This window comes from Pseudomonas sp. B21-023, from assembly GCF_024749165.1.
In the GTDB taxonomy this organism is placed as follows: domain Bacteria; phylum Pseudomonadota; class Gammaproteobacteria; order Pseudomonadales; family Pseudomonadaceae; genus Aquipseudomonas.
This window is the reverse complement of sequence record NZ_CP087190.1, coordinates 4,678,457-4,696,174: the sequence shown is the minus strand read 5'-3', so window position 1 is coordinate 4,696,174 and position 17,718 is coordinate 4,678,457. Positions and strand designations below refer to the sequence as shown.

Below are 17,718 nucleotides of genomic sequence, written 5' to 3'. Positions count from 1 at the left end.
TTGCCCCGCGATAGGTGCTGCTGAGGGATCAGCCGACCAGCGGATCACCGACATGCAGGATCTTCATGCCGTTGGTGCCACCGATGGTGTGGTAGCTGTCACCCTTGGTCAGGATGACCCAGTCGCCTTGCTCTACGAGGCCGCGCTTGAGCAGCTCGTCGACCGCCGCCTGGCTGACCTTGTCGGCCGGCAGCGAGGCCGGGTCGAAGGCGATCGGGTAGACGCCGCGGAACATGTTGGCACGGGCCTGGGTAGCACGGTGCGGCGACAGGGCGAAGATCGGCACGTGCGAACGCAGGCGCGACATGATCAGCGGGGTGTAGCCACTTTCGGTGAGGGCGATGATCGCCTTGACGCCGGGGAAGTGGTTGGCGGTGTACATCGCCGCCAGGGCGATGGACTCGTCGCAGCGCTCGAAGGTGGTGTGCAGGCGGTGGCTGGACTTCTGGCTGGTCGGGTGCTTCTCGGCGCCCGAGCAGATACGGGCCATGGCCTGTACGGCTTCGATCGGGTAGCTGCCGGCGGCGCTTTCGGCTGACAGCATCACTGCGTCGGTGTTGTCGAGCACGGCGTTGGCCACGTCCGATACTTCGGCGCGGGTCGGCATCGGGTTCTGGATCATCGACTCCATCATCTGGGTCGCCACGATCACCGCTTTGTTGTTGCGGCGGGCGTGCTGGATGATCTTCTTCTGGATGGCGATCAACTCGGCATCGCCGATTTCCACGCCCAGGTCGCCACGGGCAACCATGACTGCGTCGGAAGCGAGGATCAACTGGTCGAGCGTCTCGTCGTCGGCGACCGCTTCGGCGCGTTCGATCTTGGCCACCAGCCAGGCGCTGCCGCCGGCTTCGTCACGCAGCTTGCGGGCGTATTCCATGTCGCTGGCGTCGCGCGGGAACGAAACGGCCAGGTAGTCCAGGTCCATTTCCGCGGCCAGCTTGATGTCGGCCTTGTCCTTCTCGGTCAGGGCCGGTGCGGTCAGGCCGCCACCTTTGCGGTTGATGCCTTTGTGGTCCGACAGCGGGCCGCCGATGATCACCACGCAGTGCAGGGCGTCTGCGGTGGCGGTTTCGACGCGCATGACCACCCGGCCGTCGTCGAGCAGCAGTTCGTCACCGACGCCGCAGTCCTTGACCAGGTCGGGGTAGTCGATGCCGACGATATCCTGGTTGCCTTCGGTGAGCGGGTGGGCAGTGGAAAAGGTGAACTTGTCACCGACTTTCAGTTCGATGCGCTTGTTGGCGAACTTGGCGATGCGGATCTTCGGACCCTGCAGGTCCCCCAGCAGCGCGACGTGACGGCCGTTCTTGGCGGCGATGTCGCGGATCAGGCGGGCGCGGGCCTTGTGCTCGTCCGGAGTGCCGTGGGAGAAGTTCAGGCGTGCCACGTCAAGGCCGGCGAGGATCAGCTGTTCGATCACTTCCGGCGAGTTGCTGGCGGGGCCAAGGGTGGCGACGATTTTGGTACGGCGGATGGTCATGCACAGACTCCTATAGTGAAGCGCAGCGAAAGGCTACTCCTCAATTGCGCTGTAGTCATTGTTCCGTTGCACTACCTGCACGCCCATGCGGGTAGCGTTTGAACGGTCAGGGTATGCTTGCAAAAGGCTGTGAAGATTTGCCGTGAAAGGCCGATACACTGCCATCAAAGGAGAATTCCCATGCGCACCCTGATCGTTTTGACCATGGCGGCCAGTGTCGTCGGCTGCACCCGCTGGTCCATGGACCACCACCTGAACAATGCCTATCGCGCCTATGACCGTGGTGACTGTGCAAAGGTGATGCTGGAGCTGTCGCAGGTCGACCGCACCAGCCGTGCCCGGCCGTTCATCCACCCGGAAGTATCGCTGCTGCGTGGCCAGTGCCTGGAGCGCCAGAAGCTCTACGTCGACGCGGCGCAGACCTACCAGTACCTGATCCAGCAGTACCCGCGCAACGAATACGCCTACCGCGCGCAGGCGCGCCTGCAGACGCTGGAGAAGCTCGGACATCTGCGTGGCAGCGAAGCGGCGGTGGCCAGCCCGGTGAACACTACACCTTGGCGTTAATCCCAAGGTGTCGATGATTTCATGTAGTCCGTCCGTCGGACTGGGCTAACCTGTTGGAGAGTTGTAACGATCATCGCCAGTACCTTGTCTTCCTGGCTCCAGGTACAGGACTTCACTGCGATCATGTTTATCGAGCGACATATAGAGCGTCATCAACTGCCTTGCGTGCTCAAGGTCTTCAACCGCTGCACCGACCAGCAGATCGGCTATCTGGGCAATGCCTCCGAAGACGGCCTGATGCTGATCAGCCAGTTGCCGGTGCTGGTGGGGCCGGACTTCGAGCTGCAACTGCGTGTTCCCCTTGCCGGCGGTGGCCTGCAGTTCATCAACCTGACCGCCAGTTGCCTGTGGTGCCGCGAAGATGAAACGCCCGGGCATTTCGATGCCGGTTTCATGTTGTTGCAGGCGCCGCAGGAATACGACGGCTTTGTCCGCTCGCTGCGCGATTTCTTCAGCTTCCGGCCCATGAACGCCTCTGCGTAAGGCTGGCCCAGCCCTCGCGCGTGCCGTTAGACTCTGGTCGACCTTGTTACAGGAAGACCCCGTGAGCTCCAGCATCTTCTGGCACGACTACGAAACCACCGGCATCAATCCACGCTGCGATCGCCCCCTGCAGGTGGCCGGCGTGCGCACCGACCTCGATCTCAACGAGATCGAGGCGCCGATCAGCCTCTATTGCCGGCCCTCCGACGATATCCTGCCGCACCCGGCGGCCTGCCTGGTGACCGGCATTACTCCACAGCAGCTGGCCAGCCAGGGGCTGTGCGAGGCCGAATTCATGACGCGCATCCATGCGCAACTGGCCCGGCCTGGCACGTGTGGCGCCGGCTACAACACGTTGCGCTTCGACGATGAGGTCACCCGCTACAGCCTCTACCGCAACTTCTTCGACCCCTATGCCCGTGAATGGCAGGGGGGCAACAGCCGCTGGGACTTGATCGATGTGGTGCGTACTGCCTATGCGCTGCGCCCCGAGGGCATCGTCTGGCCGCAGCAGGATGGACGCACCAGCTTGCGTCTGGAGTTGTTGAGCAAGGCCAATGGCATCGACCATGGCCATGCCCACGAAGCGCTTTCCGACGTGCGGGCGACCATTGCCCTGGCCCGGTTGATTCGGGACCGGCAGCCCAGGTTGTATGACTGGTTGTTCCAGTTGCGCAGCAAGCACAAGGTCATGGAGCAGATCCGCCTATTGCAGCCCCTGGTACATGTATCCGGACGTTTCTCGGCGCAGCGTAACTATATCGGTGTGGTGTTGCCATTGGCCTGGCACCCGCGTAATCGCAACGCGCTGATCGTCTGCGACTTGCAGCAGGATAGTTCGCCGCTGCTCGAGGAGAGTGCGCAAGCATTGCGTGAGCGTTTGTACACGCGGCACGAAGATATGGCCGAGGGCGAACTACCGGTACCGCTGAAGTTGGTGCATATCAATCGGTGCCCGGTGCTGGCGCCGCTATCGGTACTGCGCCCGGCCGATCAACAACGGTTGGGGCTTGAATTGTCGGTGTTGCAGGCGCAGGCGCAGCAGTTGGCCAACCAGCAAACTGTTTGGCGAGACAAGCTGGGCATCATCTATCAGGAAGAGGGCTTTGCACCCAGTGAAGACCCGGAGCAACAGTTGTATGACGGTTTCCTCGGTGACCGCGACAAACGCCTGAGCGAGCAAGTGCGGTGTACCGATCCGGCGCAATTGGCCAAGGGGCAGTGGATGTTCGATGATCCGCGCATGCCGGAATTGTTGTTCCGCTATCGGGCGCGAAACTTTTCCGACACCCTTGATGAACAAGAGCGCGCACGTTGGCATGCGTTCTGTCAGCAACGTCTTACAGACCCTGCCTTTGGTGCACCGAACACCCTGGCCGATTTTGAGCTGGCATGCCAAAGCAGCCTGCTAGACGCCAGCGAGGCGGGGCGTCAGGTACTGGAAGCCTGGCAGGGCCATATCCGACAACTGAAAGTGCAATACCAGCTTTGAAATGTGCAGATAAACAAAAACGCCGGCAACTGCCGGCGTTTTCATGTTGAAACCAATGCGCCCGTTAAGCGTATCAGTCCAGCAGGGTGGCCCAGCTTTCGACGACGTCGCCGCCCCACTTGGCTTTCCACTCTTTCAGGGTCTTGTGGTTGCCACCCTTGGTTTCAATAACCTCGCCGTTATGCGGGTTCTTGTATTGCTTGACCTTGCGTGCACGTTTGGTGCCGGTGGTCTTGACTGCGCCACGCGGCGCCTTGCTCAGTTTGCTTTCCGGATCGAGCAGCGCGATCACGTCACGCAGCGATTTACCGTTTTCGGCCATCAGCTCGCGCAGCTTCTTTTCGAACTCCAGCTCTTTTTGCAGTTTGCCGTCTTGCGACAGGTTGGCCAGACGGGCCTGAAGTTCCTTGATAGCTTCTTCGGTGGCGCGGTACTCGTTGATCAGGGACATGGTGTGTTCCTTAGTACATGTTCAGGGAGAGAGACAGTGGGGGCAATAATAGACAGACGATACTCTCAAGTAAACAATTTAAAATTGAAGACTCAATTAATAGTAGGGCATGACTTCACGGTCATTAGGTTAAGAAAAATTTACAAATTTCTTGGGGCAATGCCGATTACCCCCTTGGGAAAAAGGCTATGGACCTGTGTGATCGAGCCCTTCAGGCAAGGCGCTCAGGTAAAGATGATTACTGCGTTTTCCCCGGCAGGCCGCTAGAATATGCGCCTTTGCGAAGTTCTGGAGTCTCTCTCATGCGCACCTATCGACTGGTGATTGCCTGCCCCGACCGTGTCGGCATCGTGGCGAAAGTCAGTAATTTCCTGGCCCTCTACAATGGCTGGATCAACGAAGCCAGCCACCATTCCGACGAGCAGAGCGGTTGGTTCTTCATGCGCCATGAGATTCGCGCCGAGTCCCTGCCGTTTGGTATCGAGGCTTTCCGCGAGGCGTTCGCGCCGATCGCCGAAGAGTTCTCCATGACCTGGCGGATCACCGATTCGGCACAGAAGAAGCGCGTGGTGTTGATGGCCAGCCGCGAATCGCACTGCCTGGCAGACCTGCTGCACCGTTGGCACACCGACGAGCTGGATTGCGAGATCCCGTGTGTGATCTCCAACCACAACGACCTGCGCAGCATGGTCGAATGGCACGGCATTCCGTTTCATCATGTGCCGGTCGATCCGAAGGACAAGCAGCCGGCGTTCGCCGAGGTATCGCGCCTGGTCGAGGAGTGTGGTGCCGATGCCGTGGTGCTGGCGCGCTACATGCAGATCCTGCCGCCGCAGCTGTGCCAGGCATACGCGGAAAAGGTCATCAACATCCACCACAGCTTCCTGCCGTCGTTCGTCGGCGCCAAGCCTTATCACCAGGCGGCGCTGCGTGGCGTGAAACTGATCGGCGCGACCTGCCACTACGTGACCGAGGAGCTCGACGCCGGCCCCATCATCGAGCAGGACGTGGTACGGGTCAGCCATGCCGACAGCATCGAGGACATGGTCCGCTTCGGCCGCGACGTGGAGAAGATGGTCCTGGCCCGTGGCCTGCGCTATCACCTGGAAGACCGCGTGCTGGTGCACGGCAACAAGACCGTGGTGTTCAACTGAGTCGAGGGCCGGTGCATGGCGGATCCACGTGACAAGGCCGGCGCCTCGGCGCCAGCGACCTTGGGCGAGGGTTGCCTGGCCCGCTTCGATCCCGAGGCCCTGAGCGACGAAGACGGCACTGAGTTCCCTGGTGCTGTCGAACTCTGGGGGCGGCTCAACCCGTCTGTCGGCGCCGACGATCCAGCAATGGCCGCGCCAGCAGATATAGAAACACCGGCCCCCCGGCCAACAGATAGAAATAGTAGGTAACCGCGCGCCAGATCAGAATGGCCGCGGCTGCCGTCGAACTGCCCACCAGCGGTGACAGCAAGGTCGCCGAAGTCAGCTCCGCCGCGCCGGCGCCGCCCGGCAGCAGGCTGAACTGCCCCGCGCTGAGCGACAGCATCTGCACCAGGAAGCTCGGAATCCACGCCAGCTCCACGCCCAATCCGCGCAACACCAGGTACAGCACGCTATAGCGCAGGCACCAGTGCGCGCAGGTCAGGAAGAACACCGCAGCCAGTGTGCGCCGTGGCATGCGCCAGGTATCGCCCAGGGCATGGATGAAGCGCAGCACTTTGCGTGCCCAGCGTCGCCGCCGTGCCGGTGACATGCCCAGGCGCCGCAACAGCCGGCCATTGCCGCGCATCACCCCGCGTCGATAACGCAGCAGCAGGACGATTCCCGCCAGCGCGGTGCACAAGAGCAACGCGCTGCCCATCAACATTTGCGTCTGGCTGTGGCCGAGCCTGTGGAAGAGGGCGTACGCGGCTATCGCCAGCATGGCGCAGAAGAAGAACAGCAGGTCGCTCAACTGGTCCATGGCGAACACCGCGCCGCTAAGCGAAGGCGCGATACGCTCGCGTTTCAGCAGGGTCATCAGCGTCAGTGGGCCCCCCGTACCGCCAGGAGTGGTACAGATGGCGAACTCGGTGGCCATGACTACTCCCAGGCTGCGGAGCCGGCCCACCCGGGCGCCCTGTTCGCCGAGCAGCAGGCGCAGGCGCAGGGCATTGAGCGTCCAGCACAGCAGGATCATGCCCAGCAGCAGCGCCATCAGGCCGGGGGCGAAGGATTGCAGGCGTGGGAGCAAATCGCGGCCGCCCAGCAGGGCGGGCACTGACACTGCCAGCAGCAAGGCCAGGCCTAGCCAGCCCAGGCGACTCATGGCGCGGCCTGGCGCTCCAACCAGGCCGACTTGGTCAGTGGCTCACGCCCCTGCGCCAGCAATTGGTGCAAGGTCTCGAGCCAGTAATTGCGTGAGCTGGCGTGGCGCATGTCCACCGGATGCAGGCCCAGGCGCAGAGTGTCGGCCTCGCGCCAGCGCCGGCACTGCCAGTCACTGACTACCTTGGACAACCCTCGTCTCCAGGCGCTGCGCGCACTCCATACCAGCCCCGGGGCATCAAAGGCGGTGAAGTCCGGCAACCGGTACAGGTGCCTTGGGGTGCTGGTGTAGCGCAGCGGCAGCTGGCGCAGCGCCTGGCGCGTGCCTTCGCTCATCAGCCAGGCGGGGGCGACGAACCCCGCCACTGGCCAGCCTTGTTGCCCGAACAATGCCAGCCCGGCTTGCAGGCGCTGAAGTGCGCTGGCCTGTTCCAGGCCGTGGAACTCACCTTCGTGGGTGTAGATCCGGCGCATGAAATATTCGCGCGGCCCGCGAGGCGCCGGACCGTCGTCGGCATGGTAGTAGCCGTGCAGGGCCAGTTCGTCGCCACGGGCCAGGCGTCGGTCGAGCAGGCGACAGAAGGTGGGCGAATGCGTGAGCGGATTGCGGTGGTGGAAATCCGGCACCACCAGCCAGGTCATGGGCACGTCCCCCAAGTCATCGATCGCCTGGACGAAGGGCTGGTAGTCCGGCCAGGTTTCCGGCGCCACGTCGTGCAGCACCAGCATCAGGCTGCGTCGGGTGGAGGCGGGCTCAGCCATGGGCGCGCACCGGTAGCGGGTGGCCCAGCACCGCCTGATAATGCTGGAGCAGGCCACTGACCACGTTGTCCCAGCTGTAATGGCGTTCCACGTGGCGACGCGCCTGGCTGCCAAGCTGGCGCACGCCGTGGTCGAAGACTTCGCGCACGGCGGCGGCCATGGCGCGGCCGTCGTTAGGTGGGCACAGGCGGCCGCACTGTTCGTTGACGATTTCGCCGAAGGCGCCAGCGTGCACGGCCACCACGGGCGTGGCACTGGCCATGGCCTCGAGAATGACCAGGCCGAAGGTTTCCTGGTCGCCGGCGTGCACCAGCAGGTCGGCGCTGGCCAGTAGCCGAGCGACTTCATCGGGGGGGCAGAAGTGGTCGATCACGCTGACATTGTCTGGCACCCCGATCGGCATGTTCGAGCCCACCAAAAGCAGGTGATAGGGCTGTCCGAGTGCCTGCATGCAGTCGAGCAGTACCGGCAGGTTCTTTTCCCGCGAGCCACGGCCGGCAAACACCAGCAGTCGACTGGTATCGGCGATGCCCAGTTCGCGACGCAGGCCGGGGTCGCGCTTGTCAGGGTGAAATTGCATCAGGTCCACCCCCAGGCGTTGCACATGCACATTCTCGACCCCCAGCCTGCGCAGCTTGTCGGCCATCACCTGGCTGGGCGCGAGTACCCGGTCGAAATGTCCGTAGAGCTTGCTGACATAGGCCTCGACATTGGGGGTGAACCAATTGCCCATGCGGTTGCTCACCAGCAGCGGCAGGTCGGAGTGATAGAAGCCGATCACCGGGACATCGAGCTTGCGCCGCGCTTCCAGGGCCGCCCAGGCGGTGAGATAAGGGTCGCCGACTTCGATCAGGTCGGGTTGCAGACGACGTAGCTCCTTGCACCAAGGAGCCAGGCGTACCGGGAAACGGTAGCCGTTGCCGAAGGGTAGGGGCGGCGCGGGAACATGGTAGACGCCATTGGTCTGGCTGGCGCTGGCGCCGGGAATCAACAGGCTGTGGCGAACGCCGGACATGGCGTCGAGGCGGCGGTGTTTGGCATCAAGATAGGTTCTTACCCCGCCGCTGGCCGGGGCATAGAACATGGTGATGTCGGCGATGTGCACGATCAGCATCCCTCCGGGATCGTCCTCGGGTGTGTCACCAGGCGGCACTGGGCCGACGATGACGCGCCTTAGGGTTGACCTACTTGAAGGATAGTTTGTTCGATCGAGGTTTGGCGCGGCCCGCTCCCACTGCAAAAGTGGGAGCGGGCGCAGGGTCAGATGCGGAAGCTGCCGACCAAGTGCTTGAGGCGACCGGCCTGCTGTTCCAGGTCCGAACAGGCGCGCAGGGTGGCCTGCAGGTTCTCGACGCCTTCCTGGTTGAGCATGTTGATCTCGTTGATGTCCATGTTGATCGAGTCGACCACGGCGGTCTGCTCTTCGGTGGCGGTGGCCACCGACTGGTTCATGCCGTCGATCTCGCCGATACGCTGGGTGACGCTGCCCAGGCGCTCGCCGGCCTGGTTGGCGATGTCCATGCTGTCCTGGCTGTGACGCTGGCTCTGGCCCATGGTGTCGACCGACTCGCGAGCGCCAACCTGCAGCTCTTCGATCATGGTCTGCACCTGTTGCGCCGACTCCTGGGTGCGGTGCGCCAGATTGCGTACCTCGTCGGCGACCACGGCGAAGCCGCGCCCGGCCTCACCGGCGCGTGCAGCCTCGATGGCGGCGTTGAGGGCGAGCAGGTTGGTCTGCTGGGAAATGCTGGTGATCACCTCGAGGATCTGGCCGATGTTCACGGTCTTGTTGTTCAGCGTCTCGATATGCTCGCTGGAGGTGACGATCAGGTCCGAAAGGCGGTTCATCGCATCGATGTTGCGCTGCACCACCTGCTGGCCTTCCTCGGCCAGCAGCCGCGCGGAGCTGGCATGCTGCGAGGCCTGGGCGGCATTGCCGGCGATCTCCTGGGCGGCGGCACCGAGCTGGTTGATGGCGGCGGCGACGCTGTTGGTGCGATTGGACTGCTCGTCGGAGTTGGCCATCGACGAGTTCGAGGCGCTGATCACGCGCAGCGCCACTTCGTTGACCTGCTCGGTGGCCGATGACACCTCGCGGATCGAACCGTGGATGCGTTCGACGAAGCGGTTGAAAGCGGTGCCGAGAATGCCGAATTCGTCGTGGTTGTGAATTTCCAGGCGGCGGGTCAGGTCGCCTTCGCCTTCGGCGATGTTCGACATGGCGCGGGTCATGGTGTGCAGTGGCTGCATCAGCACGCGGATCAACAGCCCGAGCAGGGCGATGATGATCACCACCGCCACCACTGTGGCAATCACTGCCGAGGTGCGGAAGGTGCTGAGCATCGAAAATGCCTTGTCCTTGTCCACCGACAGGCCGATGTACCAGTTGGCCGATGGCAGGCCTTTGACCGGGGTGAAGGTCAGCAGGCGGGTTTCGCCATTGAGGGTGACTTCGGTCAGGTCGCGGGACAGGCGAGGGGTGTTCTGCGGGAACAGGTCTGTCAGCGATTTCATCACCAGGTTCTTGTCCGGGTGCACCAGGATCTTGCCCTGGTCGTTGACCAGGAAGGCATAGCCCATGCCGCCGAAGTTCAGCGAGTTGATGATCTCCACCAGGCCGTCGAGGGCCAGGTCGCCGCCGACCACGCCAACCGAGCGCGACGCGGTGCTGATGATCGAGATGACCATCTTGTTGGTGGCCATGTCGATGTAGGGCTCGGTGAGGATCGGGCCGCTGGCGTTCAGGCCGTCCTTGTACCACGGGCGCACGCGCGGATCGTAGCCGTCGGGCATCTTGGTGTCGGGGCGCACGGTGAAGGTGCCGTCGGGCTGGCCCAGGTAGATGGTCAGGAAGCTCGAGGTGAGCGCATTCTGGCCCAGCAGGGTGCCGGTGTTCTGTGGGAACTGGGCGAGGTTCTGGGCGACGTTGTCGACCAGTTTGATGCGCCCTTCGAACAGGTTGCGGATGTTGGTGGAGGTAGACTCGCCCATCTCGGCCAGGTAGTTCTCCAGGTCTTCGCGAATGGCGTTACGCTGGAGATAGTCGTTGTACAGGGTGAACAGGCTGAAGGCGAGTATCACGATCAGTGATGCCGCCAGAAGAATCTTGTGGCTGAAACGAAGGCTTTTGTTCATAACGTGATCGTGTCCGCTAAGGTTTTTATCGGGTCGTTCGCACAAAGCACGGCTGGAAAACAGTGCAACAAGTCCCGTGGGTCCTTTTCGGGTTGTTACTGTCTTTCTGGTAAGAATCATTTTGAAATATCGGCTGTCACGCGGCAGAACTTGAGCAGGGGATGAAAGAAGATGTCAGATTCCTTACGAATGGTTGTAGGGGCGGGGCCGGATGGTCAGCCGGTATCCCAGGCCATGCGCCTGGCCAACCGGCATGGCCTGGTGGCCGGAGCCACGGGCACCGGCAAGACGGTGACCCTGCAGCACCTCGCCGAGCTGTTCAGTGACGCCGGGGTGGCGGTATTCGCCGCGGATGTCAAGGGCGACCTGTGTGGCCTCGGAGCGGCGGGCGCGCCGCAGGGCAAGGTCGCCGAGCGGATCGCCGGCATGCCGTGGCTGAATCACACGCCCCGGGGCTACCCGGTAAGCCTGTGGGATGTCGCGGGGCAATCGGGGCACCCCCTGCGCACCACGATGAGTGAAATGGGGCCGCTGTTGCTGGGCAACCTGCTGGAGCTCACCGACAGCCAGCAGGCTGCCTTGTATGCGGCGTTCAAGGTGGCCGACCGGGAGGGCTTGCTGCTGCTCGACCTGAAGGACCTCAAGGCCCTGCTCGCGCACCTCAAGGACAACCCGCAATTGCTGGGCGAGGACAGCGCGTTGATGACCAGCGCTTCCACGCAGGCGCTCTTGCGCCGGTTGGCGACGCTGGAACAACAAGGGGCCGAGGCATTGTTCGGCGAACCGGCGCTGCAGCTCGAAGATCTGCTGCGCCCGGAGGGCGACGGGCGCGGCCGCATCCACCTGCTCGATGCCAGCCGCCTGGTGCATGACGCTCCCAAGGTCTATGCGACGTTCCTGTTGTGGTTGCTGGCTGAACTGTTCGAGCAATTGCCGGAGCGCGGCGATGCCGACAAGCCCGTGCTCGCGCTGTTCTTCGATGAGGCGCATCTGCTGTTCAATGGTACGCCCAAAGCGTTGCAGGACCGCCTGGAGCAGGTGGTGCGGCTGATCCGCTCCAAGGGCGTGGGGGTGTACTTCGTCACCCAGTCGCCGGGAGATCTGCCGGATGCGGTGTTGGCTCAGTTGGGGTTGCGTATCCAGCATGGCCTGCGCGCCTTCACCGCCAAGGAGCAGAAATCATTGCGTGCAGTGGCTGATGGTTTCCGGCCGAACCCGGCGTTCGACAGCCTGGCGGTGCTCACTGAGCTCGGTATCGGCGAAGCCTTGGTTGGCACCCTGGAGGAGAAGGGCACGCCAGCCATGGTTCAGCGGGTGTTGATCGCGCCGCCACAGTCGCGGATCGGACCCTTGAGCGCGGCTGAGCGCAGTGCGCTGATCGCGGCGTCACCGTTGTCAGGGCATTATGACAAACCGATCGATCGTGAGTCGGCCTATGAAATGCTCACGCAGCGCAAGGGTGAGCCTGTGGAGCCGGTACCCCAGGCCAAGGCCGAGGAAGACAGCTTCGCCGACAAGGCCGGCGAGTTCTTGCAGAGCGCGGCGGGGCAGGCGATCAAGTCGGCGGTGCGCCAGGCGGCCAATCAGCTGGGGCGCCAGTTGGTGCGTGGGTTGATGGGGTCGCTGTTGGGTGGGAAGAAACGTTAAACCTCAATGGGCCTATCTCGGGACAAATCGCATCGGCGCACCGCCGCTCCCACGAAAAAGGCGCCCTGCAAGGGGCGCCTTTTTCAGTACTGCATCAGCACTCAGCTAATGGCCTTGGTGGCCAGCCAGAACAGGCCGGCCGCCAGGCCCATCGACGCCGGCAGGGTGAGTACCCAGGCCAGCAGGATGGTCTTCACGGTGCCGCCCTGCAGGCCGCTCTTGTTGGCGACCATGGTACCGGCGACACCAGACGACAGCACGTGGGTGGTGGACACCGGCAGGCTGAACACGTTGGCCATGCCGATGGCGCAGGCCGCGGTGATCTGGGCCGACATGCCCTGGGCATAGGTCATGCCCTGCTTGCCGATCTTCTCGCCAACGGTCAGCACCACGCGTTTCCAGCCGACCATGGTGCCCAGGCCCAAGGCCAGGGCGACAGCGACGATCACCCAGAACGGGGCGTATTCGGTGGTGGCGGTCAGGTCCTTGCGCAGTTTATCCAGGTCAGCCTTTTCGCGAGGCTCCAGGCCTGGCAGCTTGCCGACCTTCTTCGCCGTGTCGTCCAGGCACAGCAGGTAGCGGCGCACTTCGACGCGCTTCTCGGCGCTCAGGGCGCGATAGTCGGTCACACCGGCGAGCGACGATTGCAGCGCGGCGATGGTCGGCTCGGTCTGCTGCGGATTGCAGCTGAACTGCTCCGGCAGGTCGCTTGCCTGCGCCTTGCCCAGTGCCAGGAACTCGCCCAGGGTGGCGGCGTTGCGCTGGTAGAACTGGCTCAGGTGCAAGGTGGCATCACGGGTACGCTCGATCTGGTAGGTGGTGCTGTTCAGGTCGAGGACGAACTTGGCCGGGACGATACCGATCAGTACCAGCATGATCAGGCCGATGCCTTTCTGGCCATCGTTGGAGCCGTGCACGAAGCTCACGCCCATGGCCGAGATCACCAGCACCAGGCGGTTCCAGAACGGCGGGTGCTTCTTGTCGTCGAGCTTGCGGCGCTGGTCAGGGGTCTTGTGCATCTTCGACAGCGGGCGCCACCATTTCAGGCCAATCAGCACCAGGGCTGCGACAGCAAAGCCGGCCATTGGCGAGAGCACCAGGGACATGGCGATATCGATGGCCTTCTGCCAGTTGACGCCGTCACCCAGCGGAATGTCGCTGAGCAGGGCGTTGGCCAGGCCGACGCCGAGGATCGAGCCGATCAGGGTGTGCGAGCTGGACGCCGGAATGCCGAAGTACCAGGTGCCCAGGTTCCAGGTGATGGCGGCGGCCAGCAACGAGAAGACCATGGCCAGGCCGTGGCCGGTGTTCACATTGATCAGCAGTTCGACCGGCAGCAGGTGGACGATGGCATAGGCCACCCCGACACCACCGAGCAGAACGCCGAGGAAGTTGAACACGCCAGAGAAGAACACGGCGAGGTGCGGTGGCATGGCCTTGGTATAGATGACGGTGGCTACCGCATTGGCGGTGTCATGAAAGCCATTGATGAACTCGAAGGCGAGCACGAAGGTCAGAGCGAGCGTCAAGCTCACGATAACCCAGGCATCCAGTCCGCTGAATAAATCGATCATGAAGGTTGTCTGGCGGTCTTAGGGGGGGCGGATTATGCCAGAAAACCATGGCAATCGATGCACCTGCCGCTGACCGATGGCAGGAGAATGCCGGCATGGCACGAGCACCCACGTGCCGGGTAATCGCAAAAAAACGCCGTTAAAAATCGATAAAATTCAGAAAAATCAGCTATTTGAGGTGATTTTTACTGGGCTTGCGCAATTAAAACGACTGTATGAAATTTGTGTGATTCCATTTCATATCACAGGTTTTCGCCGGCATGCTTCGCCGCACACCCTTCCTGGGTGATGGCGCATTGGCACTGAGCGGCTTCAATTGTCGTCGCTGCGCAGCTCCTTTTCGATCTTCTCGATTTCCTGGGCGAACGCCTGGTCGAGAACGCTGGCACGCTTACGCCAAGGTTTGCGTTCCGGGTCGGGTTGTGCGGCATACGTGGTGACTTCACCACCGTAAACATCCTTGTAACGTTCAGCCTGGCGCTCGAGTTCCGCGCGCAGTTCTTCTTTCGTCACAGTAATACCTGAATAGGTTGAAGTGGGGCGTCAGCCTTTAAATACACACGCAGAATGCGGATATGTCGGCAAGCCCAACAATTCATTGCACCGAAATGGCAATGCATGAGTTGGCAAGCTGCTGTGCAGCGCACGGCAAACCACTGCAAAGACAGGGGCTGGCAGTCGCAAGGCAACGAAAGTGCGTCGATTGGATCCGTTAAACGGTGCTTGCAATCAACATCGGCAATTATAGCAATCGCCCGGTTGAAGGCTATCGTTCTTTACCTGCAACTGACAATAGACCTGAAGTTTATTGTGCAGTCTATAAACCCTTTGTCGTGCCGGCATTCAAAAGGTTCAAGCCGATGTGCCAAGCAAGTTCGCCGTCTACCGTCAGAAATGAAAACGGCCTCGCTGAGGGGCGAGGCCGTTGCCTGGGACTTCTACGGTGGGTACCTGACCAGTCTCTCCAAAGAAGCCACATGTGGCAGGGGAAAGGTATAAGTAAAAGTGTCAGCGGTCAATTGCGATTATCGGCCGTTCGTTCGATAATCGCACGAGGTAGCGATTTTTTTGAGGCATGTCCATGAGCGAAGAAACCAGCGGCCAGTCAGCCAACGAGCCCGCACGCAGTACCAGCCCCACCCTGGCACCCCCGATCGTGGCGTCGGCTGCCAAGCGTATCCAGGCATTCACCGGTGACCCTGACTTCATGACCTCCCTGGCCCGTGGCCTGGCAGTGATCCAAGCCTTCCAGGAGCGCAAGCGCCACCTGACCATCGCCCAGATCAGCCATCGAACGGAGATTCCGCGGGCCGCGGTGCGGCGCTGCCTGCATACCCTGATGAAGCTGGGTTACGCGACCACTGACGGGCGTACCTATTCGCTGTTGCCCAAAGTGTTGACCCTTGGTCATGCCTACCTGTCATCCACGCCATTGGCGGTGTCGGCCCAGCCTTACCTGGATCGCATCAGCGACCAGCTCCACGAAGCGGCCAACATGGCCACATTGGAAGGCGATGACATCCTTTATATTGCGCGCTCCGCCACGGTCGAACGGCTGATCTCGGTGGACCTCTCGGTCGGTGGGCGTTTGCCGGCCTATTGCACTTCGATGGGCCGTATCCTGCTGGCGGCACTGGACGATGCCAGTCTGCACGAATACCTGGAACGCGCCGACCTCAAGGCCCGTACCAGCCGTACCCTGCATGACCCGGCCTCGTTGTTCGCGTGTATCCAGCAGGTGCGTGAGCAGGGCTGGTGCGTGGTGGATCAGGAACTGGAGCAAGGCTTGCGTTCGATTGCCGTGCCGATCTATGACGCGTCGGGTCAAGTGCTGGCGGCGCTGAATGTCAGTACCCATGTCGGCCGCGTCAGCCGCGGGGAACTGGAGCAGCGTTTCCTGCCGATCCTGCTGGCGGCCAGCAGGGACTTGTGCCATCAGCTATTTGGCTGAGCCCGCCGGGGCGCGTTGCGCCCCATTGCCGGCAAGCTGGCTCCCACACCGACCGTGCTCAGCTGGCTTGCCAGCGATGAGGCGATTACGAACAACACAAGACAGTTGCTCATACGCGGAAACGTTGAACACGCCATACCGTTTCCTGTTCGATAAACGCACAGTGTCGCTCTCGACGAATTGCGCCGCCCACGCCCGCTGATTAATGTCTGTCGCACCTGTCGGCTGCGCCGACCGGATAATAACAACAGGCCCGAGGGCATCCCCATGACCACTGTCCCTTCGCTGTCGCGGTCGCACCCGCGCACGGTGCTGCTGCGCTCCGGCTGAGCACGGCCGACCTATCCGCTGTTTTCTGTTCCAGTGCATCCGCCCTGCGCGGTAGCCTGCCTGCGCCCAACTCCCGGATAACAATAATGAACAAGCCACAATCCGCTGTCGGCAACTGCCTCGACGTCCAATCCTTCATCAATGCCCAGCCGCTGTCCCGTTATCAATGGCGGGTGGTGATCCTGTGTTTCCTGATCGTCTTCCTCGACGGCCTGGACACCGCCGCCATGGGCTTCATCGCCCCGGCACTGTCTCAGGAATGGGGCATCGACCGGGCCAGCCTCGGCCCGGTGATGAGCGCCGCGCTGATCGGCATGGTGTTCGGCGCCCTCGGCTCCGGCCCGCTGGCCGACCGCTTCGGACGCAAGGGCGTGCTGGTGGGCGCGGTATTGGTGTTCGGTGGCTTCAGTCTGGCCTCGGCCTACGCGAGCAATGTCGACCAATTGCTGGTGTTGCGCTTTCTGACCGGTCTGGGCCTTGGGGCTGGCATGCCCAACGCCACCACCTTGCTGTCGGAATACACTCCGGAGCGCCTCAAGTCGCTGCTGGTGACCAGCATGTTCTGTGGCTTCAACCTGGGCATGGCCGGCGGCGGTTTCATTTCGGCCAAGCTGATCCCGGCATATGGCTGGCACAGCCTGCTGGTGATCGGCGGTGTCCTGCCACTGCTGCTGGCAGTGGTGCTCTTGGCCTGGTTGCCGGAGTCGGCGCGATTCCTTGTGGTGCGCAACCGCGGCGCCGACAAGGTGCGCAAGACCCTGGCGCCGATCAATCCTGAACAGGTGGCCCAGGCATCGAGCTTCAGCGTGCCGGAACAGAAGGCGGTGGCGGCGCGCAACGTGTTTGCGGTGATCTTCTCGGGTACCTATGGCCTGGGCACCGTATTGCTGTGGCTGACCTATTTCATGGGCCTGGTGATCGTCTACCTGCTGACCAGCTGGCTGCCGACACTGATGCGAGACAGCGGCGCAAGCATGGAGCAGGCCGCCTTTATCGGCGCATTGTTCCAGTTTGGCGGGGTGCTCAGCGCGGTGGCAGTGGGTTGGGCCATGGACCGCTTCAACCCGCACAAGGTGATCGGCATCTTCTACTTGCTGGCAGGTGTGTTCGCCTACGCCGTTGGACAGAGCCTGGGCAACATCACCTTGCTGGCGACCTTGGTGCTGGTTGCCGGCATGTGCGTGAACGGCGCGCAATCGGCCATGCCCTCGCTGGCGGCGCGCTTCTATCCGACCCAAGGCCGTGCCACAGGCGTTTCCTGGATGCTCGGGATCGGCCGCTTCGGCGCGATTCTCGGCGCCTGGAGCGGGGCTACGCTGCTGGGGTTGGGCTGGAATTTCGAGCAGGTGCTGACGGCACTGCTGGTGCCGGCGGCATTGGCCGCGGTGGCTGTCGTGGTGAAAGGGTTGGTCAGCCACTCGGATGCGACCTGAGGTCTGGTGGCTCGCTCCTGCAGGATCGTATAAATAGCAGGGTAACAAATGGTTCGATAATCGCACAAAAGTGCGATTATCGGATTGAGATAACCCCCTCAGTCTCCATA

The 17,718-nt window shown here is 62.3% G+C and carries 16 protein-coding genes and 1 pseudogene; 8 read left to right on the top strand and 9 right to left on the bottom strand.

Features of this window, described 5'->3' with window-relative positions; translation table 11 throughout:
- Positions 1-28 precede the first annotated feature (28 nt).
- Positions 29-1,483, bottom strand: a complete 1,455-nt coding sequence (gene pyk, locus LOY42_RS21180) for a pyruvate kinase (protein WP_023631128.1) — start codon at positions 1,481-1,483, stop codon at positions 29-31.
- Positions 1,484-1,663: 180 nt separating this feature from the next.
- Here pyk and LOY42_RS21175 point away from each other — a divergent pair, with 180 nt between their 5' ends.
- The 3 genes from LOY42_RS21175 (at position 1,664) to sbcB (ending at position 4,025) form a co-directional block, all read left to right on the top strand.
- Positions 1,664-2,050: a tol-pal system YbgF family protein gene (locus LOY42_RS21175; RefSeq protein ID WP_023631127.1), complete on the top strand. Its 387-nt coding sequence runs from the start codon at positions 1,664-1,666 to the stop codon at positions 2,048-2,050.
- A 123-nt stretch (positions 2,051-2,173) separates the two neighbouring features.
- Entirely contained in the window at positions 2,174-2,533 is a 360-nt protein-coding gene (locus tag LOY42_RS21170; protein ID WP_046856935.1) for a PilZ domain-containing protein, read from the top strand.
- 61 nt (positions 2,534-2,594) lie between these two features.
- The gene (gene sbcB / locus LOY42_RS21165; protein WP_139669412.1) at positions 2,595-4,025 is read left to right on the top strand and encodes an exodeoxyribonuclease I; all 1,431 of its coding nucleotides are present in this window, start codon (positions 2,595-2,597) and stop codon (positions 4,023-4,025) included.
- Positions 4,026-4,098: 73 nt separating this feature from the next.
- Here the strand turns inward: sbcB and mvaT are convergent, their stop codons facing one another.
- Positions 4,099-4,476 carry a histone-like nucleoid-structuring protein MvaT gene (gene mvaT / locus LOY42_RS21160; RefSeq protein WP_028690229.1) on the bottom strand — a complete coding sequence of 126 codons (378 nt, stop codon included), beginning with the start codon at positions 4,474-4,476 and terminating at the stop codon, positions 4,099-4,101.
- Positions 4,477-4,778: 302 nt separating this feature from the next.
- Here mvaT and purU point away from each other — a divergent pair, with 302 nt between their 5' ends.
- Positions 4,779-5,630, top strand: a complete 852-nt coding sequence (purU, locus tag LOY42_RS21155; protein ID WP_046856933.1) for a formyltetrahydrofolate deformylase — start codon at positions 4,779-4,781, stop codon at positions 5,628-5,630.
- Between the two features lie 154 nt (positions 5,631-5,784).
- Here the strand turns inward: purU and LOY42_RS21145 are convergent, their stop codons facing one another.
- The 5 genes and pseudogenes from LOY42_RS21145 to LOY42_RS26720 form a co-directional block, all read right to left on the bottom strand.
- Complete coding sequence (locus LOY42_RS21145; RefSeq protein WP_102682784.1) at positions 5,785-6,777, bottom strand: lysylphosphatidylglycerol synthase transmembrane domain-containing protein; 993 nt, start codon at positions 6,775-6,777, stop codon at positions 5,785-5,787.
- Positions 6,774-7,538: a DUF2334 domain-containing protein gene (locus tag LOY42_RS21140; RefSeq protein WP_139669416.1), complete on the bottom strand. Its 765-nt coding sequence runs from the start codon at positions 7,536-7,538 to the stop codon at positions 6,774-6,776. Before LOY42_RS21140 ends, LOY42_RS21145 begins: the two co-directional genes overlap by 4 nt.
- Complete coding sequence (locus LOY42_RS21135) at positions 7,531-8,652, bottom strand: glycosyltransferase family 1 protein (RefSeq protein ID WP_102682782.1); 1,122 nt, start codon at positions 8,650-8,652, stop codon at positions 7,531-7,533. The genes LOY42_RS21140 and LOY42_RS21135 overlap by 8 nt, the downstream gene beginning before the upstream one ends.
- 146 nt (positions 8,653-8,798) lie before the next feature.
- On the bottom strand, positions 8,799-9,563 hold the full coding sequence (locus LOY42_RS26725; RefSeq protein WP_371041571.1) for a methyl-accepting chemotaxis protein: 765 nt from the start codon (positions 9,561-9,563) through the stop codon (positions 8,799-8,801).
- Between the two features lie 141 nt (positions 9,564-9,704).
- A pseudogene (locus LOY42_RS26720) lies at positions 9,705-10,529 on the bottom strand (cache domain-containing protein); the annotation flags it as partial.
- A 315-nt stretch (positions 10,530-10,844) separates the two neighbouring features.
- On the opposite strand from LOY42_RS26720, the gene LOY42_RS21125 reads away from it, so the two are divergent.
- The gene (locus LOY42_RS21125) at positions 10,845-12,320 is read left to right on the top strand and encodes a helicase HerA-like domain-containing protein (protein ID WP_139669419.1); all 1,476 of its coding nucleotides are present in this window, start codon (positions 10,845-10,847) and stop codon (positions 12,318-12,320) included.
- Positions 12,321-12,421: 101 nt separating this feature from the next.
- Here LOY42_RS21125 and LOY42_RS21120 read toward each other — a convergent pair whose 3' ends face one another.
- Positions 12,422-13,894, bottom strand: coding sequence for an inorganic phosphate transporter (locus tag LOY42_RS21120; RefSeq protein WP_023629967.1), 1,473 nt, complete (start codon positions 13,892-13,894; stop codon positions 12,422-12,424).
- 112 nt (positions 13,895-14,006) lie between these two features.
- Between LOY42_RS21120 and LOY42_RS21115 the strand changes: the two genes are divergently transcribed.
- Positions 14,007-14,183, top strand: a complete 177-nt coding sequence (locus LOY42_RS21115; protein WP_158247504.1) for a hypothetical protein — start codon at positions 14,007-14,009, stop codon at positions 14,181-14,183.
- 23 nt (positions 14,184-14,206) lie between these two features.
- On the opposite strand, the gene LOY42_RS21110 is transcribed toward LOY42_RS21115, so the two are convergent.
- Positions 14,207-14,407, bottom strand: coding sequence for a hypothetical protein (locus tag LOY42_RS21110; RefSeq protein ID WP_023629966.1), 201 nt, complete (start codon positions 14,405-14,407; stop codon positions 14,207-14,209).
- A gap of 568 nt (positions 14,408-14,975) precedes the next feature.
- On the opposite strand from LOY42_RS21110, the gene pcaR reads away from it, so the two are divergent.
- Both pcaR and LOY42_RS21100 read left to right on the top strand, forming a co-directional pair.
- Positions 14,976-15,845 (top strand): pca regulon transcriptional regulator PcaR, encoded by an 870-nt coding sequence (gene pcaR, locus LOY42_RS21105; protein WP_102682779.1) that lies wholly within the window; start codon positions 14,976-14,978, stop codon positions 15,843-15,845.
- A 416-nt stretch (positions 15,846-16,261) separates the two neighbouring features.
- Positions 16,262-17,608 (top strand): MFS transporter, encoded by a 1,347-nt coding sequence (locus LOY42_RS21100; RefSeq protein ID WP_139669421.1) that lies wholly within the window; start codon positions 16,262-16,264, stop codon positions 17,606-17,608.
- Positions 17,609-17,718 lie beyond the last annotated feature (110 nt).

Coding starts and splice junctions, on each gene's coding strand:
- pcaR (WP_102682779.1), top strand. CDS start 14,976: ATGAGCGAAGAAACCAGCGGCCAGTCAGCCAACGAGCCCGCACGCAGT.
- LOY42_RS21135 (WP_102682782.1), bottom strand. CDS start 8,652: ATGCTGATCGTGCACATCGCCGACATCACCATGTTCTATGCCCCGGCC.
- LOY42_RS21175 (WP_023631127.1), top strand. CDS start 1,664: ATGCGCACCCTGATCGTTTTGACCATGGCGGCCAGTGTCGTCGGCTGC.
- LOY42_RS21120 (WP_023629967.1), bottom strand. CDS start 13,894: ATGATCGATTTATTCAGCGGACTGGATGCCTGGGTTATCGTGAGCTTG.
- purU (WP_046856933.1), top strand. CDS start 4,779: ATGCGCACCTATCGACTGGTGATTGCCTGCCCCGACCGTGTCGGCATC.
- LOY42_RS21145 (WP_102682784.1), bottom strand. CDS start 6,777: ATGAGTCGCCTGGGCTGGCTAGGCCTGGCCTTGCTGCTGGCAGTGTCA.
- pyk (WP_023631128.1), bottom strand. CDS start 1,483: ATGACCATCCGCCGTACCAAAATCGTCGCCACCCTTGGCCCCGCCAGC.
- mvaT (WP_028690229.1), bottom strand. CDS start 4,476: ATGTCCCTGATCAACGAGTACCGCGCCACCGAAGAAGCTATCAAGGAA.
- LOY42_RS26725 (WP_371041571.1), bottom strand. CDS start 9,563: ATGGCCAACTCCGACGAGCAGTCCAATCGCACCAACAGCGTCGCCGCC.
- LOY42_RS21100 (WP_139669421.1), top strand. CDS start 16,262: ATGAACAAGCCACAATCCGCTGTCGGCAACTGCCTCGACGTCCAATCC.
- LOY42_RS21125 (WP_139669419.1), top strand. CDS start 10,845: ATGTCAGATTCCTTACGAATGGTTGTAGGGGCGGGGCCGGATGGTCAG.
- LOY42_RS21140 (WP_139669416.1), bottom strand. CDS start 7,538: ATGGCTGAGCCCGCCTCCACCCGACGCAGCCTGATGCTGGTGCTGCAC.
- LOY42_RS21170 (WP_046856935.1), top strand. CDS start 2,174: ATGTTTATCGAGCGACATATAGAGCGTCATCAACTGCCTTGCGTGCTC.